Annotated in this window: 19 protein-coding genes; 10 read left to right on the top strand and 9 right to left on the bottom strand. The window is 61.2% G+C overall.

From position 1 onward, the window contains the following. Window positions 1-1,100, bottom strand: a 1,100-nt coding sequence (locus Q8N40_RS15935; protein ID WP_305712485.1) for a nitronate monooxygenase, incomplete at its 3' end; no start/stop codon positions are given. A 262-nt stretch (window positions 1,101-1,362) separates the two neighbouring features. On the opposite strand from Q8N40_RS15935, the gene Q8N40_RS15930 reads away from it, so the two are divergent. The 3 genes from Q8N40_RS15930 to Q8N40_RS15920 are packed head-to-tail and all read left to right on the top strand — an operon-like array spanning window position 1,363 to window position 4,238. Continuing rightward, entirely contained in the window at window positions 1,363-3,030 is a 1,668-nt protein-coding gene (locus Q8N40_RS15930) for an NAD(P)/FAD-dependent oxidoreductase (RefSeq protein WP_305712484.1), read from the top strand. Between the two features lie 21 nt (window positions 3,031-3,051). Further along, on the top strand, window positions 3,052-3,447 hold the full coding sequence (locus Q8N40_RS15925; RefSeq protein ID WP_305712483.1) for an SgcJ/EcaC family oxidoreductase: 396 nt from the start codon (window positions 3,052-3,054) through the stop codon (window positions 3,445-3,447). 32 nt (window positions 3,448-3,479) lie between these two features. Next, entirely contained in the window at window positions 3,480-4,238 is a 759-nt protein-coding gene (locus tag Q8N40_RS15920; protein ID WP_305321052.1) for an alpha/beta fold hydrolase, read from the top strand. Between the two features lie 81 nt (window positions 4,239-4,319). Here Q8N40_RS15920 and Q8N40_RS15915 read toward each other — a convergent pair whose 3' ends face one another. The 3 genes from Q8N40_RS15915 to Q8N40_RS15905 all read right to left on the bottom strand — a co-directional run bounded on the left by Q8N40_RS15915 (window position 4,320) and on the right by Q8N40_RS15905 (window position 6,929). Next, window positions 4,320-5,591 carry an acyl-CoA dehydrogenase family protein gene (locus Q8N40_RS15915; RefSeq protein ID WP_305321053.1) on the bottom strand — a complete coding sequence of 424 codons (1,272 nt, stop codon included), beginning with the start codon at window positions 5,589-5,591 and terminating at the stop codon, window positions 4,320-4,322. 115 nt (window positions 5,592-5,706) lie between these two features. After that, window positions 5,707-6,084 (bottom strand): VOC family protein, encoded by a 378-nt coding sequence (locus Q8N40_RS15910; RefSeq protein WP_305321054.1) that lies wholly within the window; start codon window positions 6,082-6,084, stop codon window positions 5,707-5,709. A 65-nt stretch (window positions 6,085-6,149) separates the two neighbouring features. After that, complete coding sequence (locus Q8N40_RS15905; RefSeq protein WP_305712482.1) at window positions 6,150-6,929, bottom strand: SDR family NAD(P)-dependent oxidoreductase; 780 nt, start codon at window positions 6,927-6,929, stop codon at window positions 6,150-6,152. Window positions 6,930-7,135: 206 nt separating this feature from the next. Here Q8N40_RS15905 and Q8N40_RS15900 point away from each other — a divergent pair, with 206 nt between their 5' ends. From Q8N40_RS15900 to Q8N40_RS15890, 3 genes are read left to right on the top strand one after another with little or no spacing between them, the layout of a single operon-like run. Next, window positions 7,136-7,927, top strand: a complete 792-nt coding sequence (locus Q8N40_RS15900; RefSeq protein WP_305712481.1) for an enoyl-CoA hydratase/isomerase — start codon at window positions 7,136-7,138, stop codon at window positions 7,925-7,927. Further along, a complete protein-coding gene (locus Q8N40_RS15895) occupies window positions 7,927-8,910 on the top strand; it encodes a phosphotransferase family protein (protein ID WP_370870899.1) in 984 nt (327 codons plus the stop codon). Before Q8N40_RS15900 ends, Q8N40_RS15895 begins: the two co-directional genes overlap by 1 nt. Window position 8,911: 1 nt before the next feature. Next, window positions 8,912-9,286, top strand: coding sequence for a DUF6285 domain-containing protein (locus Q8N40_RS15890; protein WP_305712480.1), 375 nt, complete (start codon window positions 8,912-8,914; stop codon window positions 9,284-9,286). Window positions 9,287-9,399: 113 nt separating this feature from the next. Here Q8N40_RS15890 and Q8N40_RS15885 read toward each other — a convergent pair whose 3' ends face one another. After that, window positions 9,400-10,179: an enoyl-CoA hydratase-related protein gene (locus Q8N40_RS15885; RefSeq protein WP_305321059.1), complete on the bottom strand. Its 780-nt coding sequence runs from the start codon at window positions 10,177-10,179 to the stop codon at window positions 9,400-9,402. A 221-nt stretch (window positions 10,180-10,400) separates the two neighbouring features. Between Q8N40_RS15885 and Q8N40_RS15880 the strand changes: the two genes are divergently transcribed. Then, on the top strand, window positions 10,401-11,675 hold the full coding sequence (locus tag Q8N40_RS15880) for an acyl-CoA dehydrogenase family protein (RefSeq protein WP_305712479.1): 1,275 nt from the start codon (window positions 10,401-10,403) through the stop codon (window positions 11,673-11,675). An 869-nt stretch (window positions 11,676-12,544) separates the two neighbouring features. On the opposite strand, the gene Q8N40_RS15875 is transcribed toward Q8N40_RS15880, so the two are convergent. Continuing rightward, entirely contained in the window at window positions 12,545-13,279 is a 735-nt protein-coding gene (locus tag Q8N40_RS15875; protein WP_305712478.1) for a DUF2971 domain-containing protein, read from the bottom strand. A 179-nt stretch (window positions 13,280-13,458) separates the two neighbouring features. Beyond that, window positions 13,459-14,505: an RES family NAD+ phosphorylase gene (locus Q8N40_RS15870; protein ID WP_305712477.1), complete on the bottom strand. Its 1,047-nt coding sequence runs from the start codon at window positions 14,503-14,505 to the stop codon at window positions 13,459-13,461. A gap of 81 nt (window positions 14,506-14,586) precedes the next feature. Here Q8N40_RS15870 and Q8N40_RS15865 point away from each other — a divergent pair, with 81 nt between their 5' ends. Together Q8N40_RS15865 and Q8N40_RS15860 are read left to right on the top strand one after the other, a co-directional pair. After that, window positions 14,587-15,402 (top strand): hypothetical protein, encoded by an 816-nt coding sequence (locus tag Q8N40_RS15865; RefSeq protein WP_305712476.1) that lies wholly within the window; start codon window positions 14,587-14,589, stop codon window positions 15,400-15,402. A 177-nt stretch (window positions 15,403-15,579) separates the two neighbouring features. Next, entirely contained in the window at window positions 15,580-15,753 is a 174-nt protein-coding gene (locus Q8N40_RS15860; protein WP_305712475.1) for an SDR family NAD(P)-dependent oxidoreductase, read from the top strand. Between the two features lie 167 nt (window positions 15,754-15,920). On the opposite strand, the gene Q8N40_RS15855 is transcribed toward Q8N40_RS15860, so the two are convergent. Beyond that, window positions 15,921-16,868, bottom strand: a complete 948-nt coding sequence (locus Q8N40_RS15855) for a fumarylacetoacetate hydrolase family protein (RefSeq protein ID WP_305712474.1) — start codon at window positions 16,866-16,868, stop codon at window positions 15,921-15,923. Between the two features lie 218 nt (window positions 16,869-17,086). On the opposite strand from Q8N40_RS15855, the gene Q8N40_RS15850 reads away from it, so the two are divergent. Then, on the top strand, window positions 17,087-17,296 hold the full coding sequence (locus tag Q8N40_RS15850) for an SDR family NAD(P)-dependent oxidoreductase (protein ID WP_305320880.1): 210 nt from the start codon (window positions 17,087-17,089) through the stop codon (window positions 17,294-17,296). A gap of 132 nt (window positions 17,297-17,428) precedes the next feature. Here Q8N40_RS15850 and Q8N40_RS15845 read toward each other — a convergent pair. Beyond that, a partial coding sequence (locus tag Q8N40_RS15845) for a hypothetical protein (RefSeq protein WP_305712473.1) occupies window positions 17,429-17,658 on the bottom strand: 230 nt, incomplete at its 5' end.

Raw genomic sequence — 17,658 nt, 5'->3', positions numbered from 1 at the left:
GCGTCGATAAAATCTTCCTTGAACTCCTGCACCACGGCGCCGGCAGATTTCACGCTGTCGATCAGGCCGACGCCCTGTCCCACAAAATAGCTGACCAGGTCGCGAGCCTGCGCGTTGCCGGAGGCGGCGGCACGATCGATCGAGTTGAAGGCATCGCGGCTGATGATGCTTTGCAGCGGCATCGGCAGCGCGCCGGGGCTGTCGGGTCCGCGGTCCCAGGCATCGGTCCAGACCGAGCGCAGTTGCCGCGCGGGCTTGCCGGTACGGCCTTTTGATCTAATGGCGTCGCGCGAGGAGGCCGCGATCATCTTCTCGCGGAAGATTTCCGATGTCTCGGATTCCACGGTGGCCAGCCACACCGAGCCGGTCCACACGCCGGCCGCGCCCATCGCCATGCAAGCCGCCATCTGGCGTCCGGTCATGATACCGCCCGCCGCCAATACCGGCACGTCGCGGATCGGCTTGATCGCCTTGATCACCTCGGGCACCAGCACCATGGTGGAGACCTCGCCGCAATGGCCGCCGGCCTCGGTGCCCTGCACCACCAGGATATCGACGCCGGCCGCGACCTGGCGTAGCGCATGTTCCTTGGCGCCGACCAGGGCTGCCACCGGCACGCCGTGCTTCTTGCCCATCTCGATCATCGCCTTCGGCGGCACGCCGAGCGCATTGGCGATCAGCTTGATCGGATGATTGAATGACACTTCGAGCAATTCCAGCGCGCGCTGCGCGTCGAACGGCTGCGGCTGGTTGTCGGCGACGTTGGTCGTCGTCAGTTCGATGCCGTATTTCTTCAGCAGGTTCCTGGTGAAGGCGCGGTGCTCCGGCGAGATCCGTGCTTCCAGGCTCTTCCAGGTGACGTCCTTCTCGCCCGCCGTCGAGATATTTTCGGGGATCAGCACGTCGAGCCCGTAGGGCTTGCCGTCGACGTGGTCGTCGATCCACTTCAATTCCTGTTCGATCGACTCGGGCGAATGCGCGGTGGCACCCAGCACGCCAAAACCGCCGGCGCGGCTGACGGCCGCAACCACGTCGCGGCAATGGCTGAAGGCGAGCAGGGGAAATTCGATCCCCAGCATGTCGCAGATCGGCGTTTTCATGGTTGTACTCACTCCCTGCGGCAGCCGTTTGAGGGCGCTCGTTTTTGATTTGGACGGCGAGACGCTAGCGCATCAGGGGCACCGAAGCCAAGCCGGTTTCCACCGCCTGGTCTTGCGTCGAGACGTCGGAAATCGCGGCGCGGCGATGGCGCATTCCACCTGGCAAAATATGCAGCCCTCCACGGCCGTTTTGGCCCTTGCGCTTTGGCGCCGCGGGTAGAATGCTGCCGGCCAACACAAGAAGAACCCCCGGGGAGTTCGAATGTCCGCCTTGCAATCCGCGTCAGGTAAAGGCCAGCCCGCAGCCACCCGGGCTTACGATGTCGTCGTGGTCGGCGCCGGGTTTGCCGGCATGTACATGCTGTACCGGCTGCGAAAGCAGGGCTTGTCGGCGCGGGTCTATGAGCAGGGCGGCGATGTCGGCGGCACCTGGTACTGGAACCGGTATCCGGGGGCGCGCTGCGACGTCGAGAGCATGCAGTATTCCTATTCCTTCGATGACGAATTGCAGCAGGAATGGAGCTGGAGCGAGCGCTACGCGCCGCAGCCCGAGATCCTGAACTACGCCAACCACGTCGCCGACCGCTTTAATCTGCGCAGCGATATCCAGTTCGACACCCGGGTCGACCGCGCCGAATTCGACGAGAGCGCCAATACATGGTCGGTGACGACATCGGACGGCAACACGGTGACGGCGAAACATGTCGTGCTCGCCACCGGGTGCCTGTCGAACGCAAAGATGCCTGACATCAAGGGACTCGGCGACTTCAAGGGGAAAGTCTATCACACCGGACACTGGCCGCATGAGCCCGTGGATTTCACCGGCCTGCGCGTCGGCGTGATCGGTACGGGATCGTCGGGGATCCAGTCGGTGCCTGTGATTGCCGAACAGGCCAGCCACCTCACGGTGTTTCAGCGCACCGCGAATTTCTCCATTCCCGCCCGCAACGCCGCGCTGACTGATGAGGAGCGTGATTCGTTTCGATCGAATTATCGGGAAATTCGTCGTATCGCGCGCGAGGAGATGCGCAACGGCATCGTGCAGGAGGTGCCGGACCGGGGCGCGCTGGATGATGGCGACAACGAACGCCGTGCCAAGTTCGAGGCGCGCTGGGCCAGGGGCGGCCTGACCTTTATGGGCGTCTACAACAACCTCGCGCTCGACCAGGCCGCCAACGACACCGCCGCCGGGTTCGTCCGCGACAAGATTGCCGAGATCGTCAAGGACCCGCAAACCGCAAAACTTCTGCAGCCGAACAACCATCCGATCGGCTCGAAGCGCATTTGCATCGATACCGATTATTTCGCCGCCTTCAACCGCCCCAACGTGACGCTGGTCGACATCAAATCCGATCCGATCCAGCAGATCCTGCCGCACGCGGTTCGCACCTCAGCGAGAGAAATCGAAGTCGACGCATTGGTGCTGGCGACCGGTTTCGATGCGATGACGGGTTCGGTGGCAAAGATCGACATTCGTGGCCGCAATGGCAAGACGCTCAATGGAAAATGGGCGGAAGGGCCCAAAACCTATCTCGGCCTGATGAGCGCGGGCTTCCCCAATCTGTTCATCATCACCGGCCCGGGCAGCCCCTCGGTGCTGTCCAACATGATCGTCTCGATCGAGCAGCATGTCGAATGGATCTCCGACTGCATCGGCTATATGCGCGACCGCGATCTCGTCGCCATGGAAGCCAGCCAGGACGCCGAGGACAGATGGGTGGCGCATGTCAACGAGGTCGCGCACACCACGCTCTATCCGCAGGCCAATTCCTGGTACATGGGCGCCAACGTCCCGGGCAAGCCGCAGATCTTCATGCCCTATATCGGCGGTGTCGGTCTTTATCGCCAGATCTGCAACGACGTCGCGGCCAAGGGCTATGAGGGCTTTGTGATGACGGCGGCGGAGCCGCTCCAGCGCGCCGCGTCCTGAGCGATGACGGCGGACAAAGCGGTGGAGGCGGCGATCGCGGATGTGCTTGAAGCGCGCAGGACGGCCTGGAACGCCGGCGACCTTGATAGTTATCGCCAGTTATTGACCGAGGACGCCGACGTCGTCAGCGCCACCGGCAGAAGATCCGCCGGACGCGACGCGCTCATCGCTTTGTCCGCCGAGCAGAAGCAGCAACCGTCGTATCGGGACGCCGTCATCACCGCGACGCAGATCGATGCGGTCCGGCTGGTGACACCGGATGTCGCCCTGATCGATGCCACCTATCGCATGACGGGCGTTCGCGTTCCCGCGGATTCGGAGGCGAGGCCGGTTGCGGGACCGATCCTGTTCGTCATGGTGGAGCAGGGCGGCGCTTGGCGGATCGCCTCGATCCGCGCCTTGCCGCCTTCGCCGTAATTGTCGATTCTCTGAAGATTGGGGGAACTGCCATGGGTACCTACGAAAAAGGCGACGTCCGCATCAATTACGAGGAGGCCGGTTCGGGCTTTCCGCTGCTGCTGATTGCCGGCGGCGGACTGAACTCGACGATATCAGGCATCACCGGCAGCTATCCGCCCTTCAACGCGATGGAAGAATTCAGAAACGAGTACCGCTGCATTGCGTTCGACCTGCGCAACGCCCCTCCCGGCCAGTCCTCCGGACCGCTCGAGATCGATCGTCCCTGGGATTCCCACACCGACGACCAGCTCGGCCTGATGGATCATCTCGGCATCGACAAGTTCATGGTGCTGGGTTTTTGCATCGGCGGTCCCTTCATCTGGAATCTGCTGAAGCGCGCCCCGGAGCGCATCGTGGCCGGCGTGCTGGCGATGCCTTCAGGCTCGCGCCCCGAGATGCGCGACCTGTTCTACGACAACAACATGAAAGGCTGGGCGCCGGAATTGATCAAGCGCCGGCCCGACCTCACCATGGAAATGGCCGAGAAATTCCTGACAAAAATGTACCGCAGCAATCCGGACTTCGTCTTTACGGTGACGCGCGATTTCGTGCGCCAATGCCAGACGCCGGTGCTGATCCTGCCTGACGATATTCCGGCCCATCCCTATGCCGTGGCCATGGAGACGGCGATGCTGGCGCCGAACGCCGAAGTCAGCATGTTCCCGTGGATGGAGCCCAAAGAGCGGGTTCCGCTGGCGGTGCGCCAGATCCGTTCCTTCCTCCGCGCGCATCGGCCGGTCCAAATCTAGAGGCGTGCCCACCATGGTCGTTGTGAAACCGATGGTGGGCACGGCGCAAGGGCGCCCTTGCCCACCCCTGCGGCATCTCGCTTAGTGCTGCTGCAACTCGTGACGACCCACCACCATCCAGTGCACTTCATCGGGACCGTCGGCGAAGCGGAGGTGGCGCACGTCGGTGTACATTTCCGACAGCGGCGACCACTGCGAAATGCCGGTCGCGCCGTGCATCTGGATCGCCTGGTCGATGATGCGGCAGGTGCGCTCGGGCACCATGGCCTTGACCATGCTGACCCAGACGCGAGCCTCCTTGTTGCCGAGCACGTCCATCGCCTTGGCGGCTTTCAGCACCATCAGCCGCATGGCTTCGATCTCGCAGCGCGCCTGCGCGATGATCTGCAGATTGCCGCCGAGCTGCACCAGCTTCTTGCCGAAGGCCTCGCGGGTGAGGCCGCGCTTGACCATGAGGTCGAGCGCCTTCTCCGCCTTGCCGATGGTGCGCATGCAGTGGTGGATGCGGCCCGGACCGAGGCGGACCTGGGAGATCTCGAAGCCGCGGCCTTCGCCGAGCAGCATGTTTTCCTTGGGCACCTTCACATTGTCGAAACGGATGTGCATGTGGCCGCGCGGGGCATGATCGTGGCCGAACACGGTCATGGGCCCGATGATCTCGACGCCGGGCGTATCGATCGGCACCAGGATCTGAGACTGCTGGTTCTTCGGCGGCGCGTCGGGACTGGTCTTGACCATCGTGATCATGATCTTGCAGCGCGGATCGCCGGCGCCGGAGATATAGTATTTCTCGCCGTTGATGACCCATTGGTCGCCGACCAGCTTTGCCGTGGTCGAAATGTTCTTGGCGTCGGACGAGGCGACATTCGGTTCGGTCATCGCATAGGCGGAGCGGATCTCGCCGGCGAGCAGCGGCTTCAGCCACTTTTCCTTCTGCTCTTTGGTGCCGACGCGCTCCAGCACTTCCATGTTGCCGGTGTCGGGCGCCGAGCAGTTCATCGACTCCGAGGCCAGCGGGTTCTTGCCGAGTTCGGCCGCGATATAGGCATAATCGAGGTTGCTGAGGCCTTCGCCGGTCTCGGCGTCGGGCAGGAAGAAGTTCCAGAGGCCTTCGGACTTCGCCTTGTCCTTGGCCTTCTGCAGCACGTCGAGCTGGCCCGGCGCGAAGCTCCAGCGATCCGCCTTCTTCTCGCCGAGCCGGTAGAACTCGACCGACATCGGTTCGACGGTTTCCCGGATGAACTTGTTGACATGGTCGAACAGCGGCCGCGCCTTGTCGGACATGCGCAGGTCGTTCAACTCGTCGCCGGGGTCCATTGCATAGCTCGTGGGCACACTGACGTTCTTGTTCATGTTCTTGATCCTCCCAGGAAAGGCAACTTTACAGCCGCGCCAGGCCGAAGTCTGGCGCTATTTGATCATCGGCGGCGAATTATTGCTGTTTGAAACAATGTTCGACCGCGGCAACTCAGCCTATGCGGTGCATGGCGCAGATCTTGTTGCCGTCGGGATCGCGCAGATAGGCGAGATAGAGTTTGCCCGCGGGTCCTTCGCGCACGCCCGGCGGATCTTCGCAGTTCGTTGCGCCATTGGCGATGCCGGCCGCGTGCCAGGCATCCGCCTGCTCGGCCGAGGCGGCGAGAAACCCGATGGTGCCGCCATTGGCGGGGGTCGCGGGCTTGCCATCGATAGGCTTCGACACCGAGAACACGCCGGTCTTGGTACGGTAGAAAATCCGGTGGCGGTCCACCCGGCCGGGGGGAATACCGAGCGTGCCGAGCAATGCGTCATAGAACGACTGGGCCTTCTCCAGGTCGTTGGTCCCGATCATCACGTGTGAAAACATCGCGCATTTCCTCCCATGTTGGCCGAACGGCTGTAGCCGCTTCGGGCCCTGTTACGCTTGCAGTGTCAGAAAGCTGTATAGCCGCCATCGATCACAAAGCAATCGGCGGTGTGATAGGACGACGCCTGGCTCATCAGATAGACCGCGATGCCGCCGAAATCCGCGGGCTCGCCGAACCGCCGTACCGGAATCCGAGGCATCACATTGGCGACGAATTTCTCGTTGGCCATGATGCCCGCCGTCATGTCGCTCTTGATCCAGCCCGGCAGGATGGCGTTGGCGGTAACACCCTGGCGGGCCAGTTCGACCGCGAGCGCGCGGCACAGCGCATTGATGGCGGCCTTGGTGGCGGCGTAGTGCTCGTTGCGCGCGGTGCCGAAAATCGATGCCAGGCTCGAGGTCGCGACCAGACGGCCGAAGCGGTCGCCTGCCTCGCCGCGTTCGGTCATGTGCCGTGCCGCGGCCTGGAACACGTGGAAGACGCCGTCGAGGTTGGTGGCGAACATTCTCCGCCACTCGTCCTCGGTGCGGTCGATGAAGGCGCGCCGGCCGCCGCCGCCGATGCCGGCATTGGCGAAGCAGCCATCGACCCGGCCGAAGGTTTCCAGCGTGGCGGCCATCGCCGCCTTGACCGAAGCGGGATCGCTGACGTCGCAAACCCGGGTCTCGGTCTTGCCCTTGGCCCCCGCCATGGTCACCGCAGCGGCCTTGTTCTTGTCGGCATTGCGGCCCCAGATCGAGACGTTGCAGCCGGCGGCGGTGAGCGCCTGTGCGATGCCGAGCCCGATACCGCCATTGCCCCCGGTAATGACGGCGACGCGGCCGGTGAGGTCGAATATGCTCATGGTGGTTTCCCTTGGGGTGTTTTTTGGAGTGTTTCCATTTGGGACGGCGCACTCAAGGTGTGCGTCCGAGGGCGGGCAGATGTTCTGGTCCAACCATGGACAAGGCCATCAGGAAAATCAAATATGGCTTCGAGATCAAACCCCGAGATCCAATCCTATGTACCGCAGAGCGAAATAATGCGGGTCGCAACTCCATGAGGAAACCAATGCAGTTCAAGCACGTCACGCTGGATATCGACGGCCCGGTGGCCATCCTGAAGCTGGACCATCAGGAGGTAATGAACGCGGTGTCGATGGACATGCTGGGCGGCCTCGCCGAAGCGCTCGATACCATTGAGGAGAAGAAGGCCGAAATTCGCTGCGTGGTGCTGACCGGGGCGGGGCGCGCCTTCTGCACGGGCGCCAATCTGCAGGGCCGCAACAACCAGAAGCCGGGCAAGAGCAATGCCGGCTCGTCGCTGGAAATCGGCTTCCATCCGTTCCTGCGCCGGCTGCGCAACCTGCATTGCCCGATCGTCACCGCCGTCAACGGCCCCGCCGCCGGCGCCGGTATGAGCTTCGCGCTGATGGGCGACATGATCCTGTGCGCGCGCTCGTCGTATTTCCTGCAGGCGTTCCGCCGCATCGGCCTGGTGCCGGATTGCGGCTCGACCTGGCTGCTGCCGCGGATGATCGGCAAAGCGCGTTCGGTGGAACTGTCGCTGATGGGCGAGCGGCTGCCGGCCGAGAAGGCGCTGGAATGGGGGCTGGTCAACCGGGTCCATGACGACGCGGTGCTGATGGAAGAGGCCATGAAGCTCGCCCATGACCTTGCCAACGGCCCGACCATCGCGCTGTCGCTGATCCGCAAACTGTACTGGGAAAGCCCGGAAAACTCGTTCGAGGATCAGCTCAACCTCGAATTCCAGTCGCAGCGCACCGCCGGCGCGGCGGAGGATTTTGGGGAAGGCGTCACCGCGTTCCTGGAAAAGCGTCCCGCCAAATTCAAGGGCAAATGATGCAGGAAGCGCTCGGGCGCTGCGTCGCGTCGTGGTGTCCGGGTGCCACCGGAGTCAGCAACGCGGCGCGTCTATCCGGCGGCGCCAGCCAGGAAACCTGGTCTTTTGATATCATCCATCCCGACGGCGTCATCGGCGCGATCCTGCGCCGGGCGCCGCAGGGCCATGGCGCGTCGCCGCGCGCGGTCGGGCTGGATGTCGAGTCCATCCTGATGCAGCGGGCGTTCGACGCCGGCGTGCCCTCGCCGCGGGTGCTCCATGTGCTGCAGCCGCAGGACGAACTCGGCACCGGTTTCATGATGGCTCGGGTGGATGGCGAAACCATTCCGCGCAAGATCTTGCGCGATGCGCAGTTTGCCGAGGCGCGTCCGAAACTGGCGCGGCAGATCGGCGGGATCCTGGCCGGGATTCACGGGCTCGATCTCGCGCAATTACCAAAACTTCGCGGCATGACGGCGGCGAAGGAGATCGGCGATCTGGAGCGGGACTATCGCAGCTTTGAGTGGCCGCGGCCGGTGTTCGAACTGGCGCTGCGCTGGCTGCGCGAGCGCGATCCCGGTCCATCTCGGGAAATGACGCTGGTGCATGGCGATTTCCGCCACGGCAATCTGATCATCGGCCCGGACGGCGTGCGCGCGGTGCTGGACTGGGAGCTCGCGCATGCCGGCGATCCCATGGAGGACCTCGGCTGGGTCTGCGTCAATTCCTGGCGTTTTGGCGAGATCGACAAGCCGGTCGGCGGCTTCGGCACCCGCGAGGAATTGTTCGCCGGCTATGAGGCGGCCGGCCGCCGCGTCGATCCCGATCGCGTCAAGTTCTGGGAAGTGATGGGCACGCTGCGCTGGGGCGTGATGTGCTGCGGCATGATGCGGCACTTTCGCATCGGCCCCGAGCATTCCATCGAGCGCGCGATGATCGGGCGGCGGTCTTCGGAGACCGAGATCGATCTGTTGCGGCTGCTGGCGTCGAGAGAGCGAGGCTGAAATGCAGGACGAACCGACACCGGAAGAACTGACCAGGGCGGTCGCGGATTTCCTGCGCAACGACATCGCGCCTGTGCTGAGCGGCCACAACGCCTTCAAGCTGCGGGTCGCCATCAACGCGCTTGATCTGGTGACGCGCCAGCTCAGGCTCGAGGATGGGAGTGATGCGGCGGAACTCGGCCGGCTGTCGCAACTGCTGGGCCAGCCGGGCTCGCTCGCGGAATTGAATCGCGTGCTCGCCGATCGTATCGCGAAGGGCGAGGCCGATCTGCAGACGCCGGGACTTTCCGGGCATCTGTGGCAGACCACGATGGACAAGCTCGCGGTCGATCAGCCGAACTATGGATCGTATAAGCGGGAGTTGGAAGCGAAGTAGGTTGGCGTTCCTCCATCCGCATTGTCATTCCGGGATGGTACGCTAGCACCAGACCCGGAATCTCAAGATTCCGGGTTCGATGCTACGCATCGCCCCGGAATGACGCTAACGCGTCACTTCCCCAGCCATTTCGGCGGGCGCTTTTCCGAGAACGCTTTCGGGCCCTCGATGTAGTCCTGCGATGCCGCCATCGCCTTCACCGCGGGATAATCGCGCTGCTCGGAGATCGCCTGCTCCAGAGAAACCGCGAGTCCCTTCTGGATTGCCTGCTTGGAGGCTCGGATCGACATCGGCGAGTTCTTGCAGATGGTCTCGGCCCAGCGCTCGGCGGCGGCCAGCGCTTCGCCCGCCGGCACCACCTCGTTGACGAAACCGAGTTCCTTGCCCTCGGCCGCCGAAACGTGGCGCGCGGTCAGGATCATGCCCATGGCGCGCTTCAAGCCGATCTGGCGCGGCAGCCGGTGCACGCCGCCGGCAAGCGCCGCGAGGCCGACGCGCGGCTCCGGCAGCGCGAAGGTGGCATTCTCGGAGGCGATGATGAGGTCGCAGGCCAGCGCGATTTCAAAACCGCCGCCCATGGCGGCGCCGTTGACCGCGGCGATAACGGGCTTGTCGCAGTCGAAGCGCGAGGTGAGGCCGGCGAAGCCGCCGGTGTCCCAGCCGCGCTTGCCGCCCGCCGCCTGCCATTTCAGGTCGTTGCCGGCACAGAACGCCTTGTCGCCGGCGCCGGTGACGATCGCCACCCATTGCTCCGGATCGGCGGAGAAATCGTCGAACACCTTGTTCAGTTCGAAATGCGCGTCGGTATGCAGCGCGTTGTAGACTTCCGGCCGCGACAGCGTCACGATCGTGATCGGGCCCTTGCGCGTCACCTTGGAGAATTTCAGGTCCATGTCGGCTCCCATTTTGATTTTTTGCGGCGAGGAATACTGGCTTGATAGTAGCGTGCGTCCGCCTTCCGGTACCATCCAATTACGCAAGGCGCCTGCGCGTGCCAAGCTCTATCCGATTGCTTGACTTGGCAGCGGTCTTCTCACCTTAATCGACCCGAGCAGGGGGCCCGTAGCGCCTTAACGCAAAACGGCAATTAGCGATAGTTCCGGGAGAGACCGCCGTGGATTTCAATCTGCCAGCCGACCTGGTCGCCTATCTCGACGAACTCGACCAGTTCATCGCGCGCGAGATCAAGCCGATCGAGGCGGCCGACGACAACATCCGCTTCTTCGATCACCGCCGCGAGTGGGCGCGCACAGATTTCGACAATGGCGGTCTGCCGCGGCATGAATGGGAAGCGCTGCTGCGCAAGGTCAAGAACGTCGCCGATCGTGCCGGTCATCTGCGCTTCGCGATCCCGAAACAATATGGCGGCAAGGCCGGATCGAACCTCTGGATGGCCGTGATCCGCGAGCATTTCGCGGCCAAGGGACTTGGCCTGCACAACGACCTGCAGAACGAGCATTCGATCGTCGGCAATCTGCCGCTGGTCACCATGCTCGACCGCTACGGCCGTGACGACCAGAAGGCGATGATCGAGGGCTCGATCACGGGAAAATACCGCATCACCTTCGGCCTCACCGAGCCCGAACACGGCTCGGACGCCACCCACATGGAAACCCGGGCGGCCGAGGCGATCCGCGACGGCGTCAAGGGCTGGGTGATCAACGGCGAGAAGATGTGGACCACCGGCATGCATGTCGCGTCGCATTGCGCGCTGTTCGCCCGCACCTCAGGCAATGACGGTGACGCCCGCGGCATCACCTGCTTCCTGGTGCCGGCCAATTCAAAGGGCGTCAAGATCGAGGAGTACATGTGGACCTTCAACATGCCGACCGATCACCCGCGCGTCAGCTTTACCGATGTTTTCGTGCCTGAGGATGCGCTGTTTGGCGAGGTCGGTCGCGGCCTGTCGCTGGCGCAGTGTTTTGTGCATGAGAACCGGATCCGCCAAGCCGCGAGTTCGCTCGGCGCCGCGGTCTACTGCATCAACGAGAGCGTCAAATACGCGCGCGAACGCAAGCCGTTCGGCAAGGCGCTGGCGGAAAACCAGGCGATTCAGTGGCCGCTGGTCGAACTCGCCACGCAGGCCGAAATGCTGCGGCTGCTGATCCGCAAGACCGCCTGGGAGATGGACCAGCTGACCCAGGCGCAGGTCGAGCACACGCTGTCCGAGCGGGTCTCGATGTGTAATTTCTGGGCCAACCGTCTGTGCTGCGAAGCCGCCGACCGCGCCATGCAGGTGCATGGCGGCATGGGCTACTCCCGCCACAAGCCGTTCGAACACATCTACCGGCATCACCGCCGCTACCGCATCACCGAGGGCAGCGAGGAAATCCAGAAGCGGAAAGTCGCGGGGTTCCTGTTCGGCTATATGGGCGCGGGGAAGCATTAGGCGGGAGCGTGCACGATCTCTCATCCGTCGTCCCGGCCCCCGAGCCGGGACCCATCCCGGTCGTCTGTTGCAGGAGCGCGACGCTTCAACAAGGCTACTGACACTTCCCGTAATCTTGGCGCCGCGGCGTTTGGGTCCCGGATCTGCGCTCGCTATGCTCGCTTGTCCGGGACGACGAGCCAGTTTTTCCAATTCAATCGCAAACACCAGATACACGTCCGCGTTCTCGCGGCATGATTTGCCCGAGGTTTGCATATCGTTCTCCCTCAAATGAGGGAGCAGGGAATGCCGGATGCGCGCTGCACCCGCGGTCTCGTGTGCAAATTGTAAGGGTAGATGCGCACACGAGCATACAGGGCAGCGGAGAACATCCGACATTCCCTGCGCAATGGCTTGACGGCTTATCACGCGCTCACCTCGGAGAATTCCGGCCTTTGTCGCCTCCGTCGCCCTACGGAAACCGGCGCCCCGGCCCGGTCGGGCCTGCAGCACCTCCGCAAGACTTGACGCCTGCCACTGTGAGGCATCGGGTCCACACGCTTTTGCCGTACGCAACAACACCGTTCGTTTACGCGTCCTGAAGACTGCTCACGGAGTTTATCCCGCCCTGCAATCCCAAGCGCGTACGATGCCGCCGCGTCCACCGCATCCCATCCCAGCGTTCGGTAACGATGGCCAACGCCCCTTCCTCAGGAACAGGATGGGGTGAGTCATACGGGTGATTTGCCCTTCTGGAAAAGCGAAATTTTACCCGACGGGCTAATTTGTCGCAGGGGACGCGTATGCGAACCGCTTTTCTCGATTACCCGAGCCGATTGGCTACCCACGATATGTTTGATGCCTAAGCAACATTGAGACAGAACTATATTCTAACGAATTTCGCAGTTCGATCTCACAACATCGACGCCTTCAAATCCATTTCCTTGCAATTCCGATTTTGTTTCCTCGACGGTCAATTCACAGCGCGGGCCGATCACGACTTGGGCGATTGCTCGCGAAAACTCATAACCCTTCTGTTTTCTACGCCCAAACCGGAATGCTTTGTAGTTAACAACGGTCGCTCCTCGACGACGGGTAAGAGGTGCCTCCCAATATATCGGGGTTCCGTCGGAAAATCCGGAGACAGGGATTACGTTGCCCGAATTAGCGCGCACCTGCGCAAAAACAAATCTAACTTCCTTCTCGTATTCCCACGTTTGGTGCTTCAGTGCGGTTATCGCTGCGAGAATGCTCGTAATTGCCGTCACCCGATAAAGGACGTCAGGGCTGCGATCCGACCGAAATTCGTTTGCGATTTCGCGAACCAATTGCCGATATCCCTCGGCGGTATTGGCATTCAGATACTTCACCTTTTGAATTCGACCGGGCATAGAGGTTATGGCACTCGGACGAAATCCTATCGCAACTCCACCGTAGTTGCTCCCATACTCTCTCCACATAGGGAGGGCGTCTTTCAGCAAAGAGAAGCAGGCACAAAAGAATTGCTGCGCTATGTTTCCGTCCTTCAGTTGGATTATGATTTCCTCAAGGAATTCGCCTACGTGTCCCTTGTACTCGTTTTCGCGCAGAAACTTCATCGCGTCGAGCGCGTGTTGAACACCCAACTTAATCTCTCTCGGGTCATTCGCGACCGTGAGATCGCTACACCATAGGACCTTTGAGGCTATGATTTTTCGAAAACTATCGACGGAGCAAAATTGATAAAGAGTTTGCTTCGGATTGTATTCTGGGAAGACCATTAGGCGCGCCCATCACCTTGCTGGTAGATTCTTTGCATAAAAAACTATGTAAACAGCGGCCCTAGGTGATAGTCATAGCGAATTCGCTCCAGCCTCACCGTGTTGATCGAATTTACTCGCAGCCGCCCATCGGCAAGCGGACGCCCAAATATGGCATAGTTGACGGCCTTACCCTCGCTGTCGCCCGCAATACCTGTGTAAAAGCTGTTGTAAACGAAGCCATCTGCGCTCGTAATATCCTTGATTGTCTGCGCGATGCGGCGACAATATCTGTAAACATGCGGCTGCGAAGCATTCATCAATCCCCTGAAGAACCACTCTAGGTCGTCGAATGGATCAATATCGCTTGGCTGGTCATAATTGCCGGTTAAGTCGATCAAGGACAATTTCCTCGTGGGCGTGGTGCTCGCTATGAATATATTGTCCAGCAGATTTACGCGACACTCATGAATGCAAACCTGTAAATTTGGTGATCCGTAGAAAAGAGGTGACCTTCCGTTGTCGAAACGACCAAAGCCACGTCGTTTAGGTTTTGGCGGAGCGTCATACTGCCCTTCGTCGAACTTATTTTGCTCGTTCAAATTTAACCTGACGCGATATACTGTCGTGGACGAGTCAATCTCAGCGAGTCTTAACCTCGAAACGATCTGATCGCGAACCACTTCTTTCTGCAGGCTTTGGTTTATGCCAAAATGATTGGTGATACCGAAGTAAAACAATTTGGGTGATCTATACCACAGTCGCCCGCCAATCGACTTCCGTATCAACGTCCAATCGGCTTGTGTTTCAGGGCGCAACACCAATCCGATGTCCCATTCTTCCAAATCGTCTTCCACAACGCCAAGTGCGGCGACGTCTTGACGATATTGCTTTGGTGCCGTTGCGCGCGAAAAGAACTGCACTTGAAGTTCGTGGAGTCCGTCGCTGTCAAGTGCGTAGCCATCCGTTGATTTGCAATTCGGACATGCGCTTGCCTGTTGTGTGCCAATACGTTTCGCCTCAAGTCTAAGGCCCACATCATTGAAGCAATCGGAGCACAACGGAAAACGAGAAGGCGGCCTCACAAATGGAATGTATTTTGTCGAACCCATGAACGGCCCTTGATTTTTGTTGCGCCCGCCCCACTGCGGATGCGTTATAACCAAACAACTGGTCGTTCGCGAAGGGATTAAATGGAAAAGCTATCAAGGACCCTGCCAAACTGGTCCAGCCTAAGAAGGTTAGGCCAGTCCCGAGTGGTGGCTTTGACGGCATTGGTGCCGTTCATTGGAACGCTGATACTGTTCAACCAACATTTTGTGGACCTATTAGTGCTTTCGCCCGACGTAGTCGCGAGTTGGTTAGGCAAACCGGCGGAAGCTGCGACCGAGGCAAGTCGATCACTCACAATCAACAGGCTTGTCGTCACCTACTTCGGCCTAGTCTTCTTGGGAGCCGCCTCGTTCCTCTTTGCATTACTTTGTCCCGCAGAGATCAAGCGACACGAGGGAGCCCTAGCACTAATAGAAGCTGAGAGGCCGTTAATAACACCCGCGCGGACCGCGCTAATGGTCACGCAGGTCACCGATGACTACCTGTCAAACCATGGTGATGGGTATGAGGCGCGCGGCAACGAGGCACTGCGGACGTTAGCATACCCGGTGGACCTTCAACTATTCTTTCAGGAAGTAGTTCGTCAAATATCGCAAGGATCAATCGAAGGGGAAGACGCTGACATCTACAGCGTGAATGGAAACATTCAAATCGATAACGTTGCGAGAATAGTGCGTGCTCAACGAAGGATGGAGCGAGGCCTTTGGATGTCGTTTCACACGGAAGCGCAGAAGTACAACACGGACCTATTAGCCTTGATCTACGAGGCCAAAGATCACTCAAGACCTGTCATGAGGGCGATCATATCAACGCTATACGCGGCAGGCTTTCTCGTGCTGCTCTATCCAACTGCCGTCACACTCTTTCAAATTATCCGTCGTGCCATGTTAGGCTGAGAAAGCCATGTTTCGCGCACTGTTCCCGAAAGAAATGTTCTATTTTTTCCTGCTCACGCTGGCGATGTCCGCGTTTATAGGCACAATCATTGCGCTGGATGAGGCGGGCTACCTGCGTCGCTGAGGTCTGCGCGAGAGCGGCGGTCGACAACGCATTCGCATTACAGGAGAGAAACGATGGATCTGAAGGGCGCGGTGGCACTGGTGACGGGCGGCAATGGCGGGCTGGGGCAGCGGATCTGCCACGCGCTGGCTCGGGAGGGCGCGCATGTCGCCGTCATGTACGCGCGCAGCCGCGAGCAGGCGGAAGGCGTCGCCGGCGAACTGGCGTCGCGGTATCAGCTCGCGTAGGGCGGTTCACTTTAACCCGCCGATCCATGCGAGATGGCGGATTAAAGAGAATCCGCCCTACGGCCCTTCCATCCTTCGAGGCTCGCCGAAGAAGGCGAGCACCTCAGGATGACGGCGTGCTTGCTGCCTTGCTGTGCGAAGTCATACGCAAAGGCTGCAGGCAGCGGTCACTTCGCGTATTTGCCCGAAAGCTGCGGGGTGATGTCCGGGTACGCGCCTGGAGTCTTCTCCCTGGCCTCTTCGTGCATCTGGAGGCGGGTTTTGCGTGCCCAGCCGCGCTTCAGATCGTCCTTGACGCTGAACTTCAACCGGCCGAGCCCTTCGGTTTCCAGCTCGATCGTATCGCCGTCCATGAATGGATTGAGACCCCGGTGATTGGTGCCGGTGGCGACGATGTCGCCGGGGTGCAGCGTATGGATGCTTGACAGCCAGGCGATGCACTTGCCAATCTTGTGGCCCATATCGTCGGTGTTGAAGTTCTGCATCAGCACGCCGTTGTTCCATAGCCTGATCTGCAGCTTCAGCGGGTCCTCGATCTCGTCTGATGTGACGAGCCAGGGGCCGATCGGCGCGAATGTGTCACGGCTCTTCATCTGGAAAAACACGTTGCCCGGCGGCGCAAGACCGCGCGCCGAACCGTCGACGAAGTTCATGTAGCCGAAGACATAGCTCATCGCCTCGGCCTCGCTGACATGGCTGCACCTCCTGCCGATGACGACCGCGATCTCTGCCTCGCCTTCGAAGGCCACGGCCGGCACGTCCGGCAGGACCATGGTGTCGCCATGCCCGATGATCGCGCTCGGCGATTTGTGGAAGGCGTTGATCGGCGCCGGCGCGCTGCGCGTGCCATCCTCCATGTAGTTGACCGCCATGCAGTCGATCGTGCGCGGACCCGGCGTTGGCGGACGGATGCGAACGCCCGACACCGGCACCCCGGCGCCGCGCGCGACCGCCGCCTCGAGCCTCGGCTTGTAGCTGCTCCAGTGTTCGATCAGCCCGTTCATCAAATCACCCGGGCCGGTATGCGGGATGTCCTTCACCTCGGCACTGACATCGACCACGGTATCGCCCTTCAGCACGCCCAGCTTGAAATCGTCGAAATAGACCAGCTTCATCGTGTGTTCCTCACCTGTTGTGCCGTGCTTGCGCCCAAGCCTGTCGGCGGCCGGCCGCCGCGCCAATTTCTCCGGTGATGAGCTTATACGGCTCCCGGGCGGGGCGAGAACCGGTTTGTTCGCGACGTAGGCTGGTCTATCGGATGGCGCGGCAAGGTACTAAAGGGGTGCCAGTGCTGGAGCATGCGACAGCGCATTCGCATTTACGGAGAGACCCGATGGACCTGAAGGGCACAGTCGCACTGGTGACGGGCGGCAATGGCGGGCTGGGGCAGCGGATCTGCCACGCGCTGGCGCGGGAGGGCGCGGATGTCGCCGTCATGTCCACTCGCAGCCGCGACCAGGCGGAAGGCGTCGCCGGCGAACTGGCGTCGCGCTATCAGGTCAACGCCCGGGCCTTCGGCTGCGGCCTTGGCCTGAAACGATAGTCCGTTGTTGGTAGGCTTGTGCAGGCCCTTCCGGGACTTGAATGGAAGCTGAGAACCTCCCGTTGAGCTGGCAATTGCCAAAGTTGGGTCTGCAAGCCCTGGAGAAGGCGTAGACTGATTGGCAGCTCCGCCTCAGGTCGCTTCCGTCCAGCTTTCCGAGAATGCCAACGCCGACGTCGAGAATGGCCGCCCCTCGCGTTCCCGCGGCCAGGATCGCCCACTCGCCTCGACGCCGTTGCGGACGAGACGCGTGCCGAGCGCCGGGATCAGCACGGTGCACACGCCGTAGCGCCGGTCCGGAATCTGGTTCGGCTGCGAGTGGATGAGTAGCGGCTCGCCGATATCGAACCAGGTCAGTGAGA

Source organism: Bradyrhizobium sp. (genome assembly GCF_030693485.1).
Taxonomy (GTDB): Bacteria; Pseudomonadota; Alphaproteobacteria; order Rhizobiales; family Xanthobacteraceae; genus Bradyrhizobium.
This window is presented reverse-complemented; position numbering and strand designations above follow the sequence as displayed.